Origin of the sequence: Streptomyces sp. NBC_01306 (genome assembly GCF_026340465.1) — a bacterium.
GTDB lineage: Bacteria > Actinomycetota > Actinomycetes > Streptomycetales > Streptomycetaceae > Streptomyces.
Genome location: NZ_JAPEPC010000001.1, coordinates 6,113,276 through 6,130,589 on the forward strand (window position 1 = coordinate 6,113,276; position 17,314 = coordinate 6,130,589).

The 17,314-nt window shown below is 71.6% G+C and carries 15 protein-coding genes; 11 read left to right on the plus strand and 4 right to left on the minus strand.

The window, feature by feature from the left end:
• Positions 1-99 precede the first annotated feature (99 nt).
• Positions 100-900 carry a hypothetical protein gene (locus OG385_RS27010; protein WP_266858470.1) on the minus strand — a complete coding sequence of 267 codons (801 nt, stop codon included), beginning with the start codon at positions 898-900 and terminating at the stop codon, positions 100-102.
• Between the two features lie 210 nt (positions 901-1,110).
• Between OG385_RS27010 and OG385_RS27015 the strand changes: the two genes are divergently transcribed.
• The 4 genes from OG385_RS27015 to OG385_RS27030 all read left to right on the plus strand — a co-directional run bounded on the left by OG385_RS27015 (position 1,111) and on the right by OG385_RS27030 (position 4,477).
• Positions 1,111-1,707 carry a transglycosylase family protein gene (locus tag OG385_RS27015; RefSeq protein WP_266858472.1) on the plus strand — a complete coding sequence of 199 codons (597 nt, stop codon included), beginning with the start codon at positions 1,111-1,113 and terminating at the stop codon, positions 1,705-1,707.
• A 104-nt stretch (positions 1,708-1,811) separates the two neighbouring features.
• Positions 1,812-3,095 (plus strand): glycosyltransferase family 4 protein, encoded by a 1,284-nt coding sequence (locus tag OG385_RS27020; protein WP_266858474.1) that lies wholly within the window; start codon positions 1,812-1,814, stop codon positions 3,093-3,095.
• Positions 3,092-3,928: a transferase gene (locus OG385_RS27025; protein ID WP_266858476.1), complete on the plus strand. Its 837-nt coding sequence runs from the start codon at positions 3,092-3,094 to the stop codon at positions 3,926-3,928. The genes OG385_RS27020 and OG385_RS27025 overlap by 4 nt, the downstream gene beginning before the upstream one ends.
• Before the next feature lie 333 nt (positions 3,929-4,261).
• Complete coding sequence (locus OG385_RS27030; protein WP_266858478.1) at positions 4,262-4,477, plus strand: I78 family peptidase inhibitor; 216 nt, start codon at positions 4,262-4,264, stop codon at positions 4,475-4,477.
• A 123-nt stretch (positions 4,478-4,600) separates the two neighbouring features.
• On the opposite strand, the gene OG385_RS27035 is transcribed toward OG385_RS27030, so the two are convergent.
• A complete protein-coding gene (locus OG385_RS27035; RefSeq protein ID WP_266858480.1) occupies positions 4,601-5,632 on the minus strand; it encodes a phosphatase PAP2 family protein in 1,032 nt (343 codons plus the stop codon).
• Positions 5,633-6,058: 426 nt separating this feature from the next.
• Between OG385_RS27035 and OG385_RS27040 the strand changes: the two genes are divergently transcribed.
• Both OG385_RS27040 and OG385_RS27045 read left to right on the plus strand, forming a co-directional pair.
• Positions 6,059-7,786, plus strand: coding sequence for an MFS transporter (locus tag OG385_RS27040; RefSeq protein WP_266858482.1), 1,728 nt, complete (start codon positions 6,059-6,061; stop codon positions 7,784-7,786).
• A 78-nt stretch (positions 7,787-7,864) separates the two neighbouring features.
• Positions 7,865-9,055 (plus strand): acyl-CoA dehydrogenase family protein, encoded by a 1,191-nt coding sequence (locus OG385_RS27045; RefSeq protein WP_266858484.1) that lies wholly within the window; start codon positions 7,865-7,867, stop codon positions 9,053-9,055.
• A gap of 93 nt (positions 9,056-9,148) precedes the next feature.
• On the opposite strand, the gene OG385_RS27050 is transcribed toward OG385_RS27045, so the two are convergent.
• Entirely contained in the window at positions 9,149-9,595 is a 447-nt protein-coding gene (locus OG385_RS27050; protein WP_266858486.1) for a cell division protein SepF, read from the minus strand.
• Between the two features lie 296 nt (positions 9,596-9,891).
• Here OG385_RS27050 and OG385_RS27055 point away from each other — a divergent pair, with 296 nt between their 5' ends.
• Entirely contained in the window at positions 9,892-11,091 is a 1,200-nt protein-coding gene (locus tag OG385_RS27055; RefSeq protein ID WP_266858488.1) for a DUF5685 family protein, read from the plus strand.
• A 55-nt stretch (positions 11,092-11,146) separates the two neighbouring features.
• Here the strand turns inward: OG385_RS27055 and OG385_RS27060 are convergent, their stop codons facing one another.
• Positions 11,147-12,091, minus strand: a complete 945-nt coding sequence (locus OG385_RS27060) for an ABC transporter substrate-binding protein (protein ID WP_266858490.1) — start codon at positions 12,089-12,091, stop codon at positions 11,147-11,149.
• A 604-nt stretch (positions 12,092-12,695) separates the two neighbouring features.
• Between OG385_RS27060 and OG385_RS27065 the strand changes: the two genes are divergently transcribed.
• The 4 genes from OG385_RS27065 to OG385_RS27080 all read left to right on the plus strand — a co-directional run bounded on the left by OG385_RS27065 (position 12,696) and on the right by OG385_RS27080 (position 17,300).
• Positions 12,696-13,547, plus strand: coding sequence for an amino acid ABC transporter permease (locus OG385_RS27065; protein ID WP_266858492.1), 852 nt, complete (start codon positions 12,696-12,698; stop codon positions 13,545-13,547).
• Between the two features lie 8 nt (positions 13,548-13,555).
• Positions 13,556-15,310: an FAD/NAD(P)-binding protein gene (locus tag OG385_RS27070; protein WP_266858494.1), complete on the plus strand. Its 1,755-nt coding sequence runs from the start codon at positions 13,556-13,558 to the stop codon at positions 15,308-15,310.
• Between the two features lie 143 nt (positions 15,311-15,453).
• Entirely contained in the window at positions 15,454-16,206 is a 753-nt protein-coding gene (locus tag OG385_RS27075; RefSeq protein WP_266861199.1) for an amino acid ABC transporter ATP-binding protein, read from the plus strand.
• Positions 16,207-16,220: 14 nt separating this feature from the next.
• Positions 16,221-17,300, plus strand: a complete 1,080-nt coding sequence (locus OG385_RS27080) for an LLM class flavin-dependent oxidoreductase (protein WP_266858496.1) — start codon at positions 16,221-16,223, stop codon at positions 17,298-17,300.
• Positions 17,301-17,314: the final 14 nt, after the last annotated feature.

The following is a 17,314-nucleotide window of genomic DNA, read 5'->3' on the forward strand; positions in this document are numbered from 1 at the left end:
GATGCGGGTCGGAAGTAACGGAATTTCCGCTGCAAACATGCTGGTAACCCCCAAACCGGAAATGGCTGGGGGTTTACCGGCATCCGGTCATCCGGGCTCTCAGGTACCGGCCAGCGGAAGAGCGGCGGCCACCAGCGCGCCCCGCATCGCCGCCCGCTCCAGAGCGTCACGCAGCAGGTCCTCGCGGCCCTGCTGGCCGATCGAGCCCGCCGGGGCCGCGAAGACCAGCACCGTGTGCGACTTGTTGGCCGCCGTGCGCCAGCCGTCGGTGACATGCAGCGGCTGGTGCGCCTGCCACCAGGAGACGGGGCTGCCGCCGCCCGTGCCCGGCTGGAGGATGGCGTGCAGCTGTCCCATGGCGAGCAGCACGGACCAGCCCGGCAGGGCGCTCGGCAGCTGCTCCAGACCGGCCACGGGCAGGAACCCCTGCTCGGTGAGGAGGTCCAGGAAGTCGTCGCCCGTGCCGGTGGAGCCGGGCCGGACGACCGGCGCGGTCGGCTCGACGACCAGTGCAGGGCAGAGCTCGCCCTGGATCAGCACGAGACCGCTGGTGATGCCGAGCACGGCCTGCTCAGGGCCTGCCGCGACCGGCGGGACGGGCGGTCCCTGCTGCGCGTCGGGGCCCTCGCCCGTGATGCTCCGTACGGCGCCCTGGAGCTGCGTCTCGGAGACCTTGACGACCTGTGAGGGGATGCAGGTGGCGTGGGCGAAGGCGAGCACGGCCGTCTCGTCGCCGACGAACAGCACCGTGCTGGTGCGCTCCTGCTCGGAGTCTCCGGGGGTACGGCAGGAGGTGCAGTCGTAGCTGCCCGGGGCGTTGTCCCCGGCGAGCAGGAGATCGGCTTCTTCGTCGCCGATCTCGGCACGTACGTCCTGGCTGACGTCGAGCATGCGCGGCACGGGTGGCTCCTCGAACTCGGTTCGTGCGCCGGGCAGTTCCCGGCCAACAAGAGAACAACGGGAGACCGCCTTCGGGGGTCACGCGTAAAGGCGGACAGAAATGGATGGCGGCGCCCGGGGGAGGACGAGCGGTCCGCCGAGCGGGTGGGACGGCCGCCGTGGGCCGCGCGGCACGATCATCATCTGATCCGCTCTGCTTAGCGTGGCCCGATGCCGACCCCTCGCGTGTGGCCCGCCGCCCTGCTGGCCCTGCTGATCGCCCTGGCCCCGTCCGGTGCGCAGGCCGCCTCGCCGCACGTCGCCACGGCCTCCGCCCGGGCTCCGGAGTCCAGGCCGTTGGCCTGCACCGGTGACCAGCGGCCCTGGGGATGCATCGCCGAGTGCGAGAGCGGCGGCCACTGGGACGCCAACACCGGCAACACCTTCTACGGCGGGCTGCAGATCCTCCAGTCGACCTGGGTCGAGTACGGCGGCCTCGCGTACGCACCGCGGGCCGATCTGGCCACCCGTGAGCAGCAGATCACCGTCGCGGAGAGAATCCTCGCCGCCCAGGGCTGGGGGGCCTGGCCGGTCTGCTCCAAGCGGTACGGCTTCGACGGGGCCGCGGGCCGGGGCCATGTCGTGACGTCCGGCGAGACCCTCAGCTCCATCGCCAGGCACTACGGGGTCAAGGGCGGCTGGTCCGCGCTCTACCGGACCAACGCCCGCTCCGTCGGGGCGCACCCCGACCGGCTCGCCGTCGGTACCAGGCTGACCCTGCCTGCCACGGCCCGGGGCTCCGCCCGAGGGGCCGGCGGGCCCGAGTAGAGTCCCTTCGCACGGCAGTCACGGGGGGAGATCCGGGACACCGGGGGCGCCGGGGTGCCGCGGTCCCGGGCACACGGCGGCGACGCGGGGGACACGACGGCGACATGCACATTACTTTCATGCTCCACAACGCCTACGGCATCGGCGGCACGATCCGGACCACCTTCACGCTGGCCGGCACGCTGGCCCAGCAGCACGATGTGGAGATCGTCTCCGTCTTCCGGCACCTCGACCGGCCGACGCTGGGCGCTCCGGACGGCGTACGGATGACTCATCTCGTCGATATGCGCAAGGACAGCGCGGACTACGCCGGGGACGATCCGGACCATGCCAGGCCGGCCATCGTCTTTCCCCGGGGCGATCACCGCCACCGCCAGTACAGCCGGCTCACGGACACCCGGATCGCCGGATATCTGAAGTCCCTGGAGGCCGACGTGATCGTCGGCACCCGTCCGGGGCTCAATGTGCAGATCGCCCGCCAGACGCGGCGCGGACCGGTCCGGGTCGGCCAGGAGCACCTCACGCTCGACAGCCACAACGCCCTGCTGCGCCGCGAGATCGGGTACCGCTACGGCCTGCTGGACGCGGTCACCACGGTCTCCGAGGCCGACGCACGCGCGTACCGTAACGGGCTCGCCCTTCCCGGCCTGCGGATCGACGCGATCCCCAACAGCGTTCCCGCGCCGCGTCTCCCGGTCTCCGACACCACGGCGAAGTGGGTCGTGGCAGCGGGCAGGCTGACCGAGACGAAGCGGTTCGACCTGCTGATCCGCGCCTTCGGCCAGGTGGTGGAGGTCCGCCCGGACTGGCGGCTGCGGATCTACGGCAGCGGCGACGCCAGCGGCAACGAGAAGAGCGCCCTGCGTGCCCTGATCGATGAACTGGGCCTGTACAACCACGTGTTCCTGATGGGCCCGGCCAACCCGATCGAGGCGGAGTGGGTCAAGGGTTCGGTGGCCGCGGTCACTTCGCGTCTCGAATCCTTCGGCATGTCGCTCGTCGAGGCGATGCGCTCCGGGCTGCCGGTTGTCTCCACCGACTGCCCGCACGGTCCCCGCGAGATCATCAGCGACGGCGTCGACGGGCGGCTGGTGCCCGTGGGCGACACCAGGGCCATAGCGGCTGCCCTCCTCCAGCTGATCGAGGACGACGCCCTGCGCGCCGCGATGGGAAGGGCCGCGCGCGACAGCTCCGCGCGCTTCGACCCCGCGCCGGTCGCGGCACGGCACGAGGCGCTCTTCACCGAACTGGCCGCCGGGCACGGCGGCGGGCCGTCCCGCGGCGCGCTGGGCGAAGGACTGCTGCGCGCCCGTGGCACGGCCGGGAGCAGGACGTACGGACTGCGGCACCGGATCTCCGGCGCCGTGCGAAGGAGGAGGGCCGCATGACAGGGACCAGCGAGGACCGGCTGCCGTACGCCGTCGACTGCACGGCCGACGCCGACGGAACCATCGGCTTCGCCGTCGCGGCGGCCGGCCCGACCGCACTGGTACTGAAGCGGCGCAAGTCCGGCGACCGGGTCCGGCTGGCGCTCACGGAGTCCCCGGACGGCGGCTCTTCCGGGGGTCACGCCGTTCTGGACGCCGCCGCTGAGCTCAGGGAGGGGCGCTGGGACGTCTTCACGGAGGGCGGACCGGCCGGCGAGCAGGGCGTCGAGCCGGGTCTCAGGGACCTGCGGAAGCTGACCGACCGCACACCGCATCCCGCGGCCACGGCAGTGGTCGCCCGCATCCCGTACCGCACGGCCGACGGGATGCTCGCGGTCCGCAGCTGGTTCCGCTCACCGCACGCGGAAGCCGGTGAACTCACCGTGCGGCCGGGTGCGCTGACCGTAAGCGGGCAGCTGTACGGGGCGGGGCTCGGCGCGGACGCGGTGGTGGAGGCGAGGCTGCGCGGCGCGCCGGGACAGGTGCACCGCGAACCGGTGCGGACCGGCGGTGACGACGGAGCGTTCAGCTGCACCCTGCACTGCGGGCCGCTGGCCGTGGGCGACGGCGAAGGGGCCCGGTTCTGGGACCTGTGGCTGCTGCCGGAGGGCGCGGAGGGGAGCGGTCCGGGCGTCCGGATCAGCCGGATCCTCGACGACATCGCCGACCGGAAGTCCGTCTTCGTCTACCCCGGTTCGCCGTGCGGCGACGGAGCGGTGCGGGCCGCCACGGCCACGCCGTACTACACGGTGGACAACGACCTCAGCGTGCGGGTCGACCCGCCGAAGGGCTGACGGGCGGGCATCCCGGGTGGTGCGGATTCTGTAGGGAATTCGTGAATCAACCGCGTTCCTGTTATTTTTCTCCCCGCTCTATTCACCGGAAATTCGGCACCCGTGTGCGGGCCGGTTCCTGTGAAATTCCGGGGGCGGAAAATGGTCCGTGGTTCACCGTGAGTGCAATGCAGATTCGACCGGTACGGAACACCCCTTCGGGTGACGGGCCACGGCCGAACAGCTGTGTTGGCGCTGTGACAGAAGTGTGACAGCAGGCGGATCCCGGCGTGATCAGGGACACCGGCCCCGCCGGCCTTCCGCCACCCTGGCCCGGGGCCTACGGTGGGTGTCATGGCACCCATTCCGACCCCTCCCGTACAGCCTGACGACGCCCCCGACAGCTATGTGGGCCTCGATGAGGAGCGCGCCGGGCAGCTGGCCAGGGAACGCGGCTGGTCCACCGTGAGAGCGCTGCCCACGGGCACCGTCATCACCATGGAGTTCCTGTCGGGCCGGCTCAACTTCGAGGTCGACGGCGGGAAGGTCGTCCGCTGCTGGCCGGGCTGATCCCCGCGTCGGCCGGCGCGGCGGAGCCCGCGTTCCCGCAGCAGTACGAAGGCCCCGGCCCGGGAGAGATCCCGGGCCGGGGCCTTCGTACTGCTGAGGAGTCTGTGCGTACCGCCTCCGCTGTCAGGTGGAGCCCCCCGGAACCGGCCGTGTCTGACCGGTGCGCGGGGTGCGGTCGGCGTGCGGGGGACGGCGGCTGCCGGCCGGAGTGACAGGCGTGCGGTCCGAGCGCGGGCCGTGCGCCCGTTGCAGCGAGGTGGGGTGCGTGCCGCTCCTGGGCGTACTGCCGGAGCGCCCCGCGATGCCCACCGGCTCCAGCGGCTGGCTCTCGTCGTCGGAGCCTTCGGCGCGCGGCTGGCCGTGCGGGAACAGCGCGGGCTGGACGTCGACCGGTATGGGCGCGGGCGCGGCGGGCCTGCGGCGGGCGGCGCGCAGTTTCTCGCGCACCGCGAAGATCGCGGTCTCGGTGCGGCCGATCAGTGGCTCGAACCAGGGGAGGCCCAGCAGGACCAGCAGACCGGCGGCCCAGCCGAGCAGCACATCGCTCAACCAGTGCGTACCGAGGTACACCGTGGTGGCTCCGACGCCCAGGGCCAGTGCGGCCGAGCCCACCGAGAGCCAGCGCCTGGCCAGCGGGGTGGTGGCCAGGTAGGCCAGGATTCCCCAGGTCACGACCGCGTTGGCGGTGTGGCCCGACGGAAATATATCGCCGCCGGCGAAGAGCTCGGCCGAGCCGATCTGGGTCGCGTAGTGCGGGCCGAGGCGGCCGAGGCCGAGCTTGACCGCGCCCACCGTGATGTTCAGCAGCAGCAGCGCCGCGCCGAGGGTCAGCAGGGGTCTGAGGGTGTGCTGCCGCCAGGAGCGCCAGCCGAGCCAGGCCGCGACCATCACCGCGGTGGGTCCGCGCTGGCCGAGCACCACGAAGTAGTCGAGGAAGGCATGAAGCTGGGGCCACTGCTGGTACGGCCGGAAGAGCATGACCTTCCAGTCCAGTCCCACGAGCCAGGACGTGGACAGCACGGCGACGACGATGGCCAGGTAGAAGGCCAGCGTCGAGCCGAGCAGGGCGATCCGGGTCCGGCTCATCCGCGGGATCTCTAGCTTCGGCGGTTCCGGCTCCCGGTCCAGGCGGGTAAAGATTCGGTCGATACGCACTCAATCGACGTTACAGCGAGTGAGTGACAAGGCTGGCCGATCCGGTCTCTTTGTGATGACGATGTGATGTGGACTATGTCTCATCCGCTTGTTTATTCCAACGCAATGTCGAATAGCGGTTCGTGGGTCTCGTTATATGCAAGAAGGCCCTTACGCTCGTGTTATCGGCCCTCTGGTAAAGACTTTTGAGGTATGCGCTCGGTATTTCCTTCCGGCCGCCGATGCCGCGCCGTCGCCCCGGCAAGATCGTTTGACCGGGTGCCGGGCGGGCGCGGACCGGTGCCCCGGGAGGTGAGATGGGCCACGTGGCAGGCGCGCGGTCTCGCGTACTCTGACGGCTCACTCGCCCGTCGAAGCCGGGCCCCGGAGGCGCACGCCCCCAGGTCCGCCGAGCGCGAGGGACACACCGTTGTGGGAGGTATGCGCATGTCAGGGACGTCCACAGTGGGCAGGCGCCCCGGCGTCGCCGTCGCGGCCGGTGCCAACCGCTGGGTCGTTCTTGTCGTCCTGTGCGTCAGCCTGCTGCTCGTCGCCCTCGACGCGACCGTCCTGCATGTCGCGGTCCCCTCGCTCACCGAGGACCTGCACCCCGGTGCCGTCCAGCTGCTCTGGATCGTCGACGCCTATCCGCTGGTCTGCGCCGCACTGCTGATCCTCTTCGGCACGCTCGGCGACCGGGTGGGCCGCCGCCGGGTCCTGCTGATCGGATACGGGCTGTTCGGCGCGGCCTCGGCCGTCGCGGCCTTCTCCACCGGCCCCGGGATACTCATCGGGGCCCGCGCCCTGCTCGGTGTCGGCGGCGCGATGATCATGCCCGCGACGCTGTCGATCCTCCGGGCGGTCTTTCCCGACCGCCGTGAACGCGCCGTGGCCATCGGGGTCTGGACCGCGGTGGCCGCGGTCGGCGCCGCCATCGGCCCCGTCCTCGGCGGATTCCTCGTGGAGCACTTCTGGTGGGGCTCGGTCTTCCTGATCAACCTTCCGCTGATGGCGGTGCTGCTGCCGCTGTCCCGCTGGGTGCTGCCCGAGTCGCGGGGCGGCTCGGACGGTCCGTGGGACGTGCTGGGCGCGCTGATGGCGGCCGCCGGTGTACTCGGCGTGGTCTTCGGTGTGAAGCGCATCGGCGGCGGCGAAGGCGTCATCGGCGCCGAGACGCTCGTGCCACTGCTGGTGGGCGCCGTGCTGCTGGTGCTCTTCGTCCGGCGGCAGCGGAGCCGGGAGCACCCGCTCATCGACATCCGGATGTTCTCCCGGCCCACCTTCACCACGGCGGTCGGCTGCATCGTCCTGGCCATGCTGGCCCTGGTCGGCCTGGAGCTGATCGCCGTCCAGTACCTCCAGCTGGTGCTCGGCCTCAGCCCGCTGGCGACCGGCCTGCGGCTGCTCCCGCTCACCTTCGCCGCCATTACCGCCGGGGCGATGGGCTCCGCCGTGCTGCGCCGTGTCGGACCGCGCCGGATGGTCGGCTGCGGGTTCGTACTCACCGCGGTCGCTGTGCTCTGCCTGGTCGGGATGGGAACCCGCGACAATCCGCTGCTGCTGACCGTCGCCTTCGTGCTGCTCGGCTTCGGGCTCCAGGCCACGCTCTTCGGGGCGTACGAGTCGATGCTCAGCGAGGCGCCCGCCGACCGGGCGGGCGGCGCGGCGGCGATCGGCGAGACCTCGTACCAGCTGGGCGCCGGTATGGGCATAGCGCTGCTCGGCAGTGTCATGAACGCGGCCTACGGTCCGTCGCTCCGTTCGGTGCCCGGGGTTCCGGCGCGGGCGAGCCACCAGGCCGCCAACTCACTGGGCGAGGCGTACCAGGTGGCCGCCCGGCTCGGCGGCCCCGCCGGACGGGCGCTGCGGAGCGCCGCCCGTGACGCCTTCGTCCACGGGCTGCACGTCACCCTGCTGGTCAGCGCCGGACTGCTGCTGCTCGGCGCGGTCGCCGCACTGCGGCTGCCCCGGGTGATGGAGTGCGCGGCCCTGCCCGGGGAGCGTGAGCACTCCGGCGGACCGCGGGCGGAACAGACGGAGGCGGAAGGGGGCCGCGCGTCCGTGGGGCAGCCGTCGGACGGGCGGGCCCGGGAGGCCCTGCCGAGGGTGCCCGCCCCCGCCCTGGCGCGCCCGGTGTCCGCCGATGCGGCCGGGTCTGGACGAGCCGGACACTGAGCCGTAACGTCAGCGGCACCCCGTAACTAACGCTGCTAGTTTTATCCGTTGTCCGCGCGAGCCGCCGGAGGCATCCCCATGTCCGCACCGTCCACGCTGCCGCCCTTCGACCCCGCCGACCCCATCGGCCTGGACGACCTGCTCGATGACGAGGATCTTGCCATCCGCGGCACCGTCCGCACCTGGGCCGCCGACCGGGTCCTGCCGCACATCGCGGAGTGGTACGAGAAGGGGGAGCTGCCCGACATCCGTGAGCTGGCCCGCGAACTGGGCTCTCTCGGCGCGCTGGGCATGTCCCTGGAGGGGTACGGCTGCGCGGGCGCCACCGCCGTCCAGTACGGCCTCGCCTGCCTGGAGCTGGAGGCCGCCGACTCCGGTATCCGCTCGCTGGTCTCCGTACAGGGATCCCTCGCGATGTACGCGATCCACCGCTTCGGCTCCCTGGAGCAGAAGCAGCAGTGGCTGCCCGGCATGGCGGCCGGTGAGGTCATCGGCTGCTTCGGCCTCACCGAGCCCGACCACGGCTCGGACCCGGCCGGAATGCGGACGTACGCGAAGCGGAGCGGCACCGACTGGGTGCTGACCGGCCGCAAGATGTGGATCACCAATGGCTCGGTGGCGGGCGTCGCCGTGGTCTGGGCGCAGACGGACGACGGCGTGCGCGGATTTGTCGTCCCCACGGACACCGCCGGGTTCTCGGCCCCCGAGATCAAGCACAAGTGGTCGCTGCGCGCCTCGGTCACCAGCGAGCTCGTCCTCGACGAGGTCCGGCTCCCGGCCGATGCGGTGCTGCCCGGGGTCACCGGGCTCAAGGGCCCGCTGAGCTGTCTGAGCCACGCCCGGTACGGGATCGTCTGGGGCGCGATGGGCGCCGCCCGCGCCAGTTTCGAGGCCGCGCTCGACTACTCCAGGACACGTGAGCAGTTCGGCAGGCCGATCGGCGGCTTCCAGCTGACTCAGGCCAAGCTGGCCGACATGGCGGTCGAACTGCACAAGGGCATCCTGCTCGCGCACCACATCGGGCGGCGGATGGACGCCGGGAGGCTCCGGCCCGAACAGGTCAGCTTCGGAAAGCTCAACAACGTGCGGGAGGCGATCGAGATCTGCCGCACCTCGCGGACGATCCTGGGCGCCAACGGGATCTCGCTGGAGTACCCGGTGATGCGGCACGCGACCAATCTGGAGTCGGTGCTGACGTACGAGGGCACCGTCGAGATGCACCAGCTGGTGCTGGGCAAGGCGCTCACCGGTCTCGACGCGTTCCGGTAGATCCGGACCCGCAGGCCGGGCCGGCCCCGGCACGGTCCCGGTCGCTCCGTGCTCCGGGGGTGTCCCCGGAGCACCGCCGGGCCCCGTCCCGGCTCAGCTCTGGTTGAAGAAGCCGCCCTCGGTGGACCGGCCCGCGGCCTCCCCGCTCACGATCTTCGTGTCGGACGGGGTCAGCAGGAAGACCCGGTTGGCCACCCGGTCGATCGAGCCGCGCAGCCCGAAGATCAGCCCGGCGGCGAAGTCCACCACACGCTTGGCGTCGGCGGGCTCCATGGACGTGAGGTTGACGATCACCGGGACACCGTCCCGGAACATCTCGCCGATGGCGCGGGCGTCCCGGAAGCTGTCGGGCGTGATCGTCGCGATCCGGCGGCTCCTCGCCTGCCCCGCTTCGGCGGCGACCCTGACCCTGGGGTCGGTCACCCATGCCTCGGCCGGGGCCGGGGACTCGGCGCCCTCCGTGTAATCGTCGTCGTAGTAGCGGTCTTCGTTGTCCTCGACGAGCCCCAGCCAGGCACTCGCCTTGCGTACCGATCCCATGGACGCCTCCTTTCGCCGCGGTCCTTCTGCGTTCCGCACCCCTATCGTCGTCCATGATGTGGATCGTTCGCCAAGTGGATAGTCGGTGTGCAGGGGATTCGTGACGGTACTGGTGCAGAAGTTATGGCGGTTCGTCAGGTTTCTTCCTACGTACGACTGCTGACAGAATGAAAATAGGATGTCTCCAGCCGTACGGGTGACGGTGGGGTCGTACGGGTGAAAGGGCCGCTCGCTACGATGCCGGAGGCGCCGTCACACCTCGTCCGGCACCGGTGAAAGAGGCTCGGGGGAGCACTGTGTTCGGAATAGTCAGGCCCTGTACGCACCGTCTCTCCGAGGGCCTGAGGGCGGAGTGGACGGCACATCTGTGCGGGCTCTGTCTCGCGCTGCGCGGCGATCACGGCCAGTTCGCGCGGGTCGCCACCAACTACGACGGCCTGATCGTCTCCGTGCTGACGGAGGCTCAGACAGAGCGGTCCGCCGGAAGGCGGCGCACCGCGGGCCCCTGTCCCTTGCGCGGGATGCGCACCGCGCCCGTCGCGCGCGGTGAGGGCGCCCGGCTCGCGGCAGCCGTATCCCTGGTGCTGGCCTCGGCGAAGATGCGGGACCATGTCGCCGACCGCGACGGTCTCCTGGCACGTAGGCCGGTCGCCGCGGCCGCCCGCCGCGTCGCCGCCCGCTGGGACCGCGCCGGTGCGCGGACCGGCGCCGATCTCGGGTTCGACACCGCGCTCCTGGTCGACGCCGTCGACCGGCAGGCCGGGATCGAGGCGCTCGCCGGGCCCGGCACGCCGCTGCTCACCGTCACCGAGCCGACCGAGACCGCCACCGCCGCTGCCTTCGCGCACACTGCCGTGCTCGCCGGCCGGCCGGGGAACGCGCCGCCGCTCGCCGAGGCCGGCCGGCTCTTCGGGAGGCTGGCCCATCTGCTGGACGCCGTGGAGGACAGGGAGGCTGACGCCGCGTCGGGTGCCTGGAACCCGCTGGCCGCGACCGGCACCTCCCTCGGCGAGGCCCGCAGGCTGTGCGACGACGCCCTGCACGGGATACGGCTCGCGCTGCGGGACGCCGAATTCACGGACGACCGGCTGGCACATGTGCTGCTCGCCCATGAACTCGGGCGCTCGGTGGACCGGGCGTTCGGCGGGAGCTGTGCCCACCGGACGCCCGGACCGTTCGGCCCGCCGCCGCCGGGGTTCGACCCCGATGGGCCGGAACACGGCGGCCAGGACGGCCACGGGCATGACAGCCACGACGGGAACGGCCACCACGGTGGGTCCAAGCGGGGCTTCCTGGCGGGGTGCGCCGTCGCCGTCGGGCTCTGCTGCACCTGCCGGGTCTGCTGCTCCTCCGAGTTCGAGGGCCCCTGGTCGGGCCGTAAGCGCGAGGGCTGCTGCAACGACTGCGACTGCAGCGGCTGTGACTGCGGTGGGTGCGACTGCAGTGGCTGTGACTGTGACGGCTGTGACTGCTGCTGCCCCTGCGACGGCTGCTGACCCCGGCCAGTCGGTCACCCGGTCAGCAGCGAGAGTGGTCAGCGGTGTGAGGCGGCTACTTGATCTCGGGCGGTGAGATCCGCGACTCCCCGATCCCGGACGGCACGGTGCCCCACTTCTTCAGGATTCGCCGGTACGTACCGTCCTTGATCAGCTGATTCACCGCGGCCCGGAAGGCAGGCGCCAGTGGCGTCCCCTTTTTGAAGGCGAATCCGACATCGAGACGGTGGAACTCATTGAGGAACCGCAGCCCCGGCTGCTGTTCGACGGCGAAGCGCAGGCCGTTGATCGTCGACATCACCACATCACTGCGGCCCTGCTGGAGCGAGCCCCAGAGCGCGGCGGAGTCGGCATACGTCTGGACCCGGTAATCCTTCTTCCCCGCAGCGGCGCACAGCTTCTTGGCCGCATCCAGGGTCGCCTCGAATGTGGTGCCGGCGCCGGTGGCCACATTCAGCCCGCACAGCTGTGTCAGATCGGTAACCTTGCCCAGTTTGCTGTCCTTGCGTACGGCGAAGCCCTGGCCGTCATTGATGTACGTAACGAAGTCGATCACCTTGCGGCGCTCGTCGGTCACGCCGAAATTGCCCACGCCCAGGTCGAATTTGCCGCTGTCGAGTGCGGGCAGAATCGTCTCGAAACCGGCGGCCTCACGTTTCAGCTTCAGACCGAGCGTCCTCGCGGCGGCGTCCGCGAAGTCGATGTCCTGGCCCACCAGGGTCTTCCCGTCGGGCAGATAACTGGTGCCGGGCGGGGCACCGCCGACGGCGGTCGCCAGGGTGAGGGTGCCGCCTTTCCGCAGGTCGGCGGGGAGCAGTGCGACGGCCGCCCGGTCGGGACGTACGTCCGACACCACGTCGCGGGTCGGGAGTGCGGCCGGCTTCGCCACGGCCTTCGAGCCGCCGCCCGTGGTCGCGGGGTCGCCCGATCCACAGGCCGTCAGGGCCAGTGCGGCCGCGGTGATCAGGGCTGAGGCAGCGACTCTTCGGCTCTTGCTCATGACGTCGGATTCTCCAGATGTGCACGGCACGACCGCCGTTCCGGCCTGGCCCCGGGGATCGCGCATGACGGATTCACGGATACACGGATTCACAGCCGTGACAGGGCAGGAGGGAACGGCGGAAGGGCCACAGGGAAGGCGGACAGGGGGAATGGCGAGGGGAATGGCGAGGGGAGTGGTGGGGAAAGCGCTGCGCGGGTGAAGGCGTGAGGGATCAGCACGATGCCGTGGCGCGAGCGCGGGACGAGATCGCGTGAAAGAGGCGGCCCGGAAAGGGCGCAGAAGCAAGAAGGGCGATACGCGGAGGAAACACGCGCAGCGAGAAAGAGCGGGGGTCAGCTCAACAGGAAGAGGACCACACTCGACCGAAGTCGATGTGGGAGCGGGTGACCAGCCACTGCTGCGGATGCATGGCCCAAGTGGAACAGGCATCCGTTACCCCGTCAACTGCCGCCGGACGTAACGCCCACAGTATGGACAGCCTTGACAGCGTACGGAACCAGCGCCGTAATCTCGGCAGCGGACCGTGCTGAGGGGCTCGGTCCGCTGCTGCACCGCGTGAAGGCATCACCGTGTTCGATCTCTGCATCCACGGAGCCTTCTCATGTCCGCGTCGTCAGACACCCTTCCCCAGCTCTCCCAGGCACCGCCCGCGGACGACGGCCCGGTGCCGCGCATCGTGCCGGTCCGCCGCACCGGCCAGTGGGCGGCGGCCGCCGTGGTGCTGGTACTGCTCGCCGGCGCCGTCACCTCCGTCGTCCGCAACGAGGCCTTCCAGTGGGGTGTGGTCGCCGACTACTTCGCCACCACCGCCGTGCTGCGCGGTCTCGGCCTGACCCTCTGGCTCACCGCCGCCGTCATGGTGCTCGGCTTCGCCCTCGGCACCCTGCTCGCCGTGGCGCGGATGTCCGCCAACCCCGTGCTGCGCGCGGTCGCCTGGGGATACATCTGGCTCTTCCGGTCGACGCCGATCCTGGTGCAGCTGCTGTTCTGGTTCAACATCGGAGCGCTCTACCCGCGGATTCTGGGCGTCAGGACCGTCGACCTCCTCGGCCCGGTCACCGTCGCCATCGTCGGGCTGACCCTGCACGAGGCGGCGTACGCGGCCGAGGTCGTACGCGGCGGCATCCTCTCCGTCGGACGCGGCCAGACCGAGGCGGCCGAGTCGCTGGGGCTCGGCCGGTGGCGCAGGCTGCGGCGGATCGTGCTGCCGCAGGCCATGCGGTCGATCGTGCCGCCCGCGGGGAACATGCTCATCGGCACGCTCAAGGGCACATCGATCGTCTCCGTCATCGCCGTCCAGGACCTGCTCTACTCCGTGCAGCTCGTCTACCACCGCACGTACCAGGTCATCCCGCTGCTGCTGGTCGCCACCATCTGGTACGCGCTCGTCACCTCGGTGCTCAGCGCGGGCCAGCACTACATCGAGCGGTACTACGCGCGCGGTGCCCGGTGAGGGGGTCCGTGGCGGTGGTCGGGGCCGGTCCGCGCGGCACCGGATTCCTGGAGCGGCTCGCCGCCAACGCCCCTTCGCTGTACGGGAACCAGCCGCTCGACATCCATCTGATCGACCCCTACCCGCCGGGCGGCGGGCGCATCTGGCGCCAGGACCAGTCACCGCTGCTGTGGATGAACTCCATGGCGGCCGACGTCACCATGTTCACCGACGAATCCGCGCAGCCCCTTGAGGGCCCCGTACGTCCGGGCCCCGACTTCGCCGAGTGGTCCGGGGCCGACCCGCGGACCTTCCCCACCCGGCAGGCGCAGAGCGGCTATCTGCGCTGGGTGTACGAGGAGGCCGTGGCCGCGCTGCCGCCGGGCTCCGCGGTACGCCGGCACCGGACGCGCGCGGTACGGATCAGTGGCCCGGCCGACGGCCGCCAGCAGGTGTGGCTGGAGGGGGAGGCCGAGCCGGTCATCGCCGATCTGGTGGTGCTGACCGTCGGCCACCTGGACGCGGATCCCGACGAGGAACAGCGCGAACTGGCCCGGTTCGCCCAGCGGCACGGGCTCGTGCACCTGCCGCCCGCCTTCACGGCGGACAGCGACCTGTCGGTGCTCGGCGCCGGCGAACCGGTCGTAGTCCGCGGCTTCGGCCTCGCCTTCATCGACCTGATGGTGCTCCTCACCGAGGGGCGCGGCGGCCGGTACGACGCACGGGGGGAGTATCTGCCCTCCGGCCGGGAGCCGGTCATGTACGTCGGATCGCGGCGCGGAGTGCCGTACCACTCCAAGATCGGCTACGGCTGGACCGGCGAACGCCCGCCGCTGCCACGGTTCTTCGGGCCCGAGCAGGTGGACCAGCTGCTCGCCGCGCCGGGGCCGGTCGACTTCGACCGCGACGTACGCCCGCTCATCGACCGGGAGCTCGGATTCGCCCACTACCACCGGCTCTTCACCGCGCACCCCGGCCGCACCACCGTCGAGTGGCCGGTCTTCGAGGAGAAGTACGCCGCGGCCGCCACCGGGCCGGAGCTGGCCGCGCTGGCCGAGGACGCCGTCCCCGACCCCGCCGACCGCTTCGACCCGGCGGCGCTCGACCGGCCGCTGGACGGCGTACGCCATGACTCCCTCGACGCACTCCAGGAGAGCCTGCGCGGCTGCATCGAGGCCGATCTCACCCGCCGCCACGACCCGGCGCACAGCCCGGACCTGGCGGTCTTCCTCGGACTGCTCTCGGTCTACGGTCAGTTGACCCGCCTCGGCGACACCGGTGAGGGCGGCGCCCGCTGGCACGGATTCTTCAGCTATCTGGCGTCGGGCCCGCCGGGACCGCGGCTGCGGCAGCTCCTCGCCCTGTCCCGCGCCGGTGTGGTGCGGTTCCTCGGCGCGGGCATCACCGTCGCCGCCGACGAGAGCCGCGGTGTGTTCAGCGCGGGCAGCGCGAGCGTTCCGGGGGAGCGCGTCGAGGCCCGCGCCCTGGTCGAGGCGAGGCTGCCCGCACCCTCGCCCGCGCGCACCCGCAGCGCCCTGCTGAACGCGCTGTACGAGGACGGGGCGCGGTCCAGCGCTGCGGGCCTGCTCGTCGTGGACCCGTCCGACGGACGGGTCGTGGAGCGTGGCACAGGGCCGCATCCGCGGCGTTTCGCACTCGGCCCGCACACCACGGCCCGCTCGGCCGGCGCCTTCGCCAGGCCGCACACGAACGCCCCCGCATTCCGGCAGAACGACGCCACCGCGCGCGCTGCCCTCACCCTGCTCAAGGAGTCCGCACGATGACAACGAGCCCGACGACGACCGGCCCGACGAAGACCGGCCCGACGAAGACCGGCCCGACGAAGACCGGCCCGGCGCAGGCCGGACTGACGGATGCCGGCCCGACGAATACCGGCCCGGCGGACGCGTCGGACCCGGCCCCCGCCATGGTCGAGATCAGGGCCGTGCACAAGAGCTTCGGCCCTCTCGAAGTGCTGCGCGGGATCGACCTGACAGTCCGCACCGGTGAGGTGACCGTCGTACTCGGCCCGTCCGGTTCGGGGAAGTCGACCCTGCTGCGGACCATCAACCACCTGGAGAAGGTGGACCGCGGCTGGATCAGCGTGGACGGCACCCTGGTCGGCTACCGCCGCTCCGGCGACCGTCTCCACGAACTGCCCGAGCGCGAGGTGCTCAAACAGCGCACCCGGATCGGCTTCGTCTTCCAGAACTTCCATCTCTTCCCGCACCTGACCGTGCTGGAGAACATCACCGAAGCCCCCGTGGCCGCCCTCGGGAGGCCCAGGAAGCAGGCGGAGGCGGCCGCGCAGGAGCTGCTGGCCCGGGTAGGGCTCGCCGACAAGGCGTCCGCCTACCCGGGCAGGCTCTCCGGCGGACAGCAGCAGCGGGTGGCCATCGCCCGCGCGCTCGCCCTGGAACCCAGCCTGCTCCTGTTCGACGAGCCCACGTCGGCTCTCGACCCCGAACTCGTCGGTGAAGTCCTCGATGTCATCAAGGACTTGGCCGCCCAGGGCACGACGATGATCGTCGTCACCCATGAGATCGGCTTCGCCCGGGAGGCCGCCGACACGGTGGTCTTCATGGACGAGGGCCGGATCGTGGAGCAGGGCCCGCCCGCCGCCGTGCTCGACCACCCGGAGCATGAGCGGACCCGCGCCTTCCTCTCCAAGGTCCTGTGAAAGGACTCCTGACCATGCCAGTGCCCCGCCCCCTCCACCTCGCCGCCGAGATCGGCGGCCGGCCGCGGTACGACGCCGGCCACTACACCCGCCTCGCGCTCCTCGCCGAGCGCGGCAACCTCGACTTCATCACCCTCGACGACTCCTTCGCCCGGCCGGGGCCCGACGCCCTCGCCGTGCTCGCCCGCGTCGCCCCCGGGACCGGACGGATCGGCCTGGTACCGGCCGTGACCACCACCCACACCGAGCCGTTCCATGTCTCGTCGGCCGTCGCCACCCTGGACTGGGTCAGCCGCGGCCGGGCCGGCTGGCGCACCGCGGTGTCGGACACCGCGGCCGAGGCCGCACTCTTCGGACGCCGCGACGCCGCGCCCCACGACGAGCTCTGGCACGAGGCCGGCGAAGTCGCCGACGTGGCGGCCAGGTTGTGGGACAGCTGGGACGACGACGCGGAGATCCGCGATGTGGCCACCGGCCGCTTCATCGACCGCGACAGGCTGCACTACACCGACTTCACCGGCCGTACGTTCTCCGTCCGGGGACCCGCGATCGTGCCCAGACCGCCCCAGGGCCACCCCGTCACGGTGGTCGACGGAACCGGTGCGGCGGCCCGCGAGACGGCCGTCCGGCACGCCGATGTCGTACTCGTACGCGCCGAGGACCCGGTCACCGCCCGTACGTGCAGGGAGGAGATCAGGAACCGGGCGGCCGCCCACGGCCGCAGCCCCGACCAGCTGCGTGTCCTGGTATCCCTCCCGGTCGAACTGCACACCGGCGCCGACGCGGTGGGCCTCGCCCGGCTGATCGCCGACTGGTACGAGCAGGACGCGGCCGACGGCTTCCATCTGATCCCCGCCGACGTGGAGCGCGACCTCCCGCTCATCGTCGACGGCACGGTCCCGGTGCTCCAGCACCACTGCCTGCTGCGCCGGTTCTATCCGGGCGCGACGCTCCGCGAGCATCTGGGACTGGCCCGTCCCGCAGGCCGGTACGCGGCACGGAGCCCCGGGGGACGGCACGCACCGGGCGCCGCAGGCCGGTACGCGCAGAGCGCCGCAGGCCGGTACGCACAGAGCCCGGGGGGACGGCCGTGACCGCACAGCAGAAG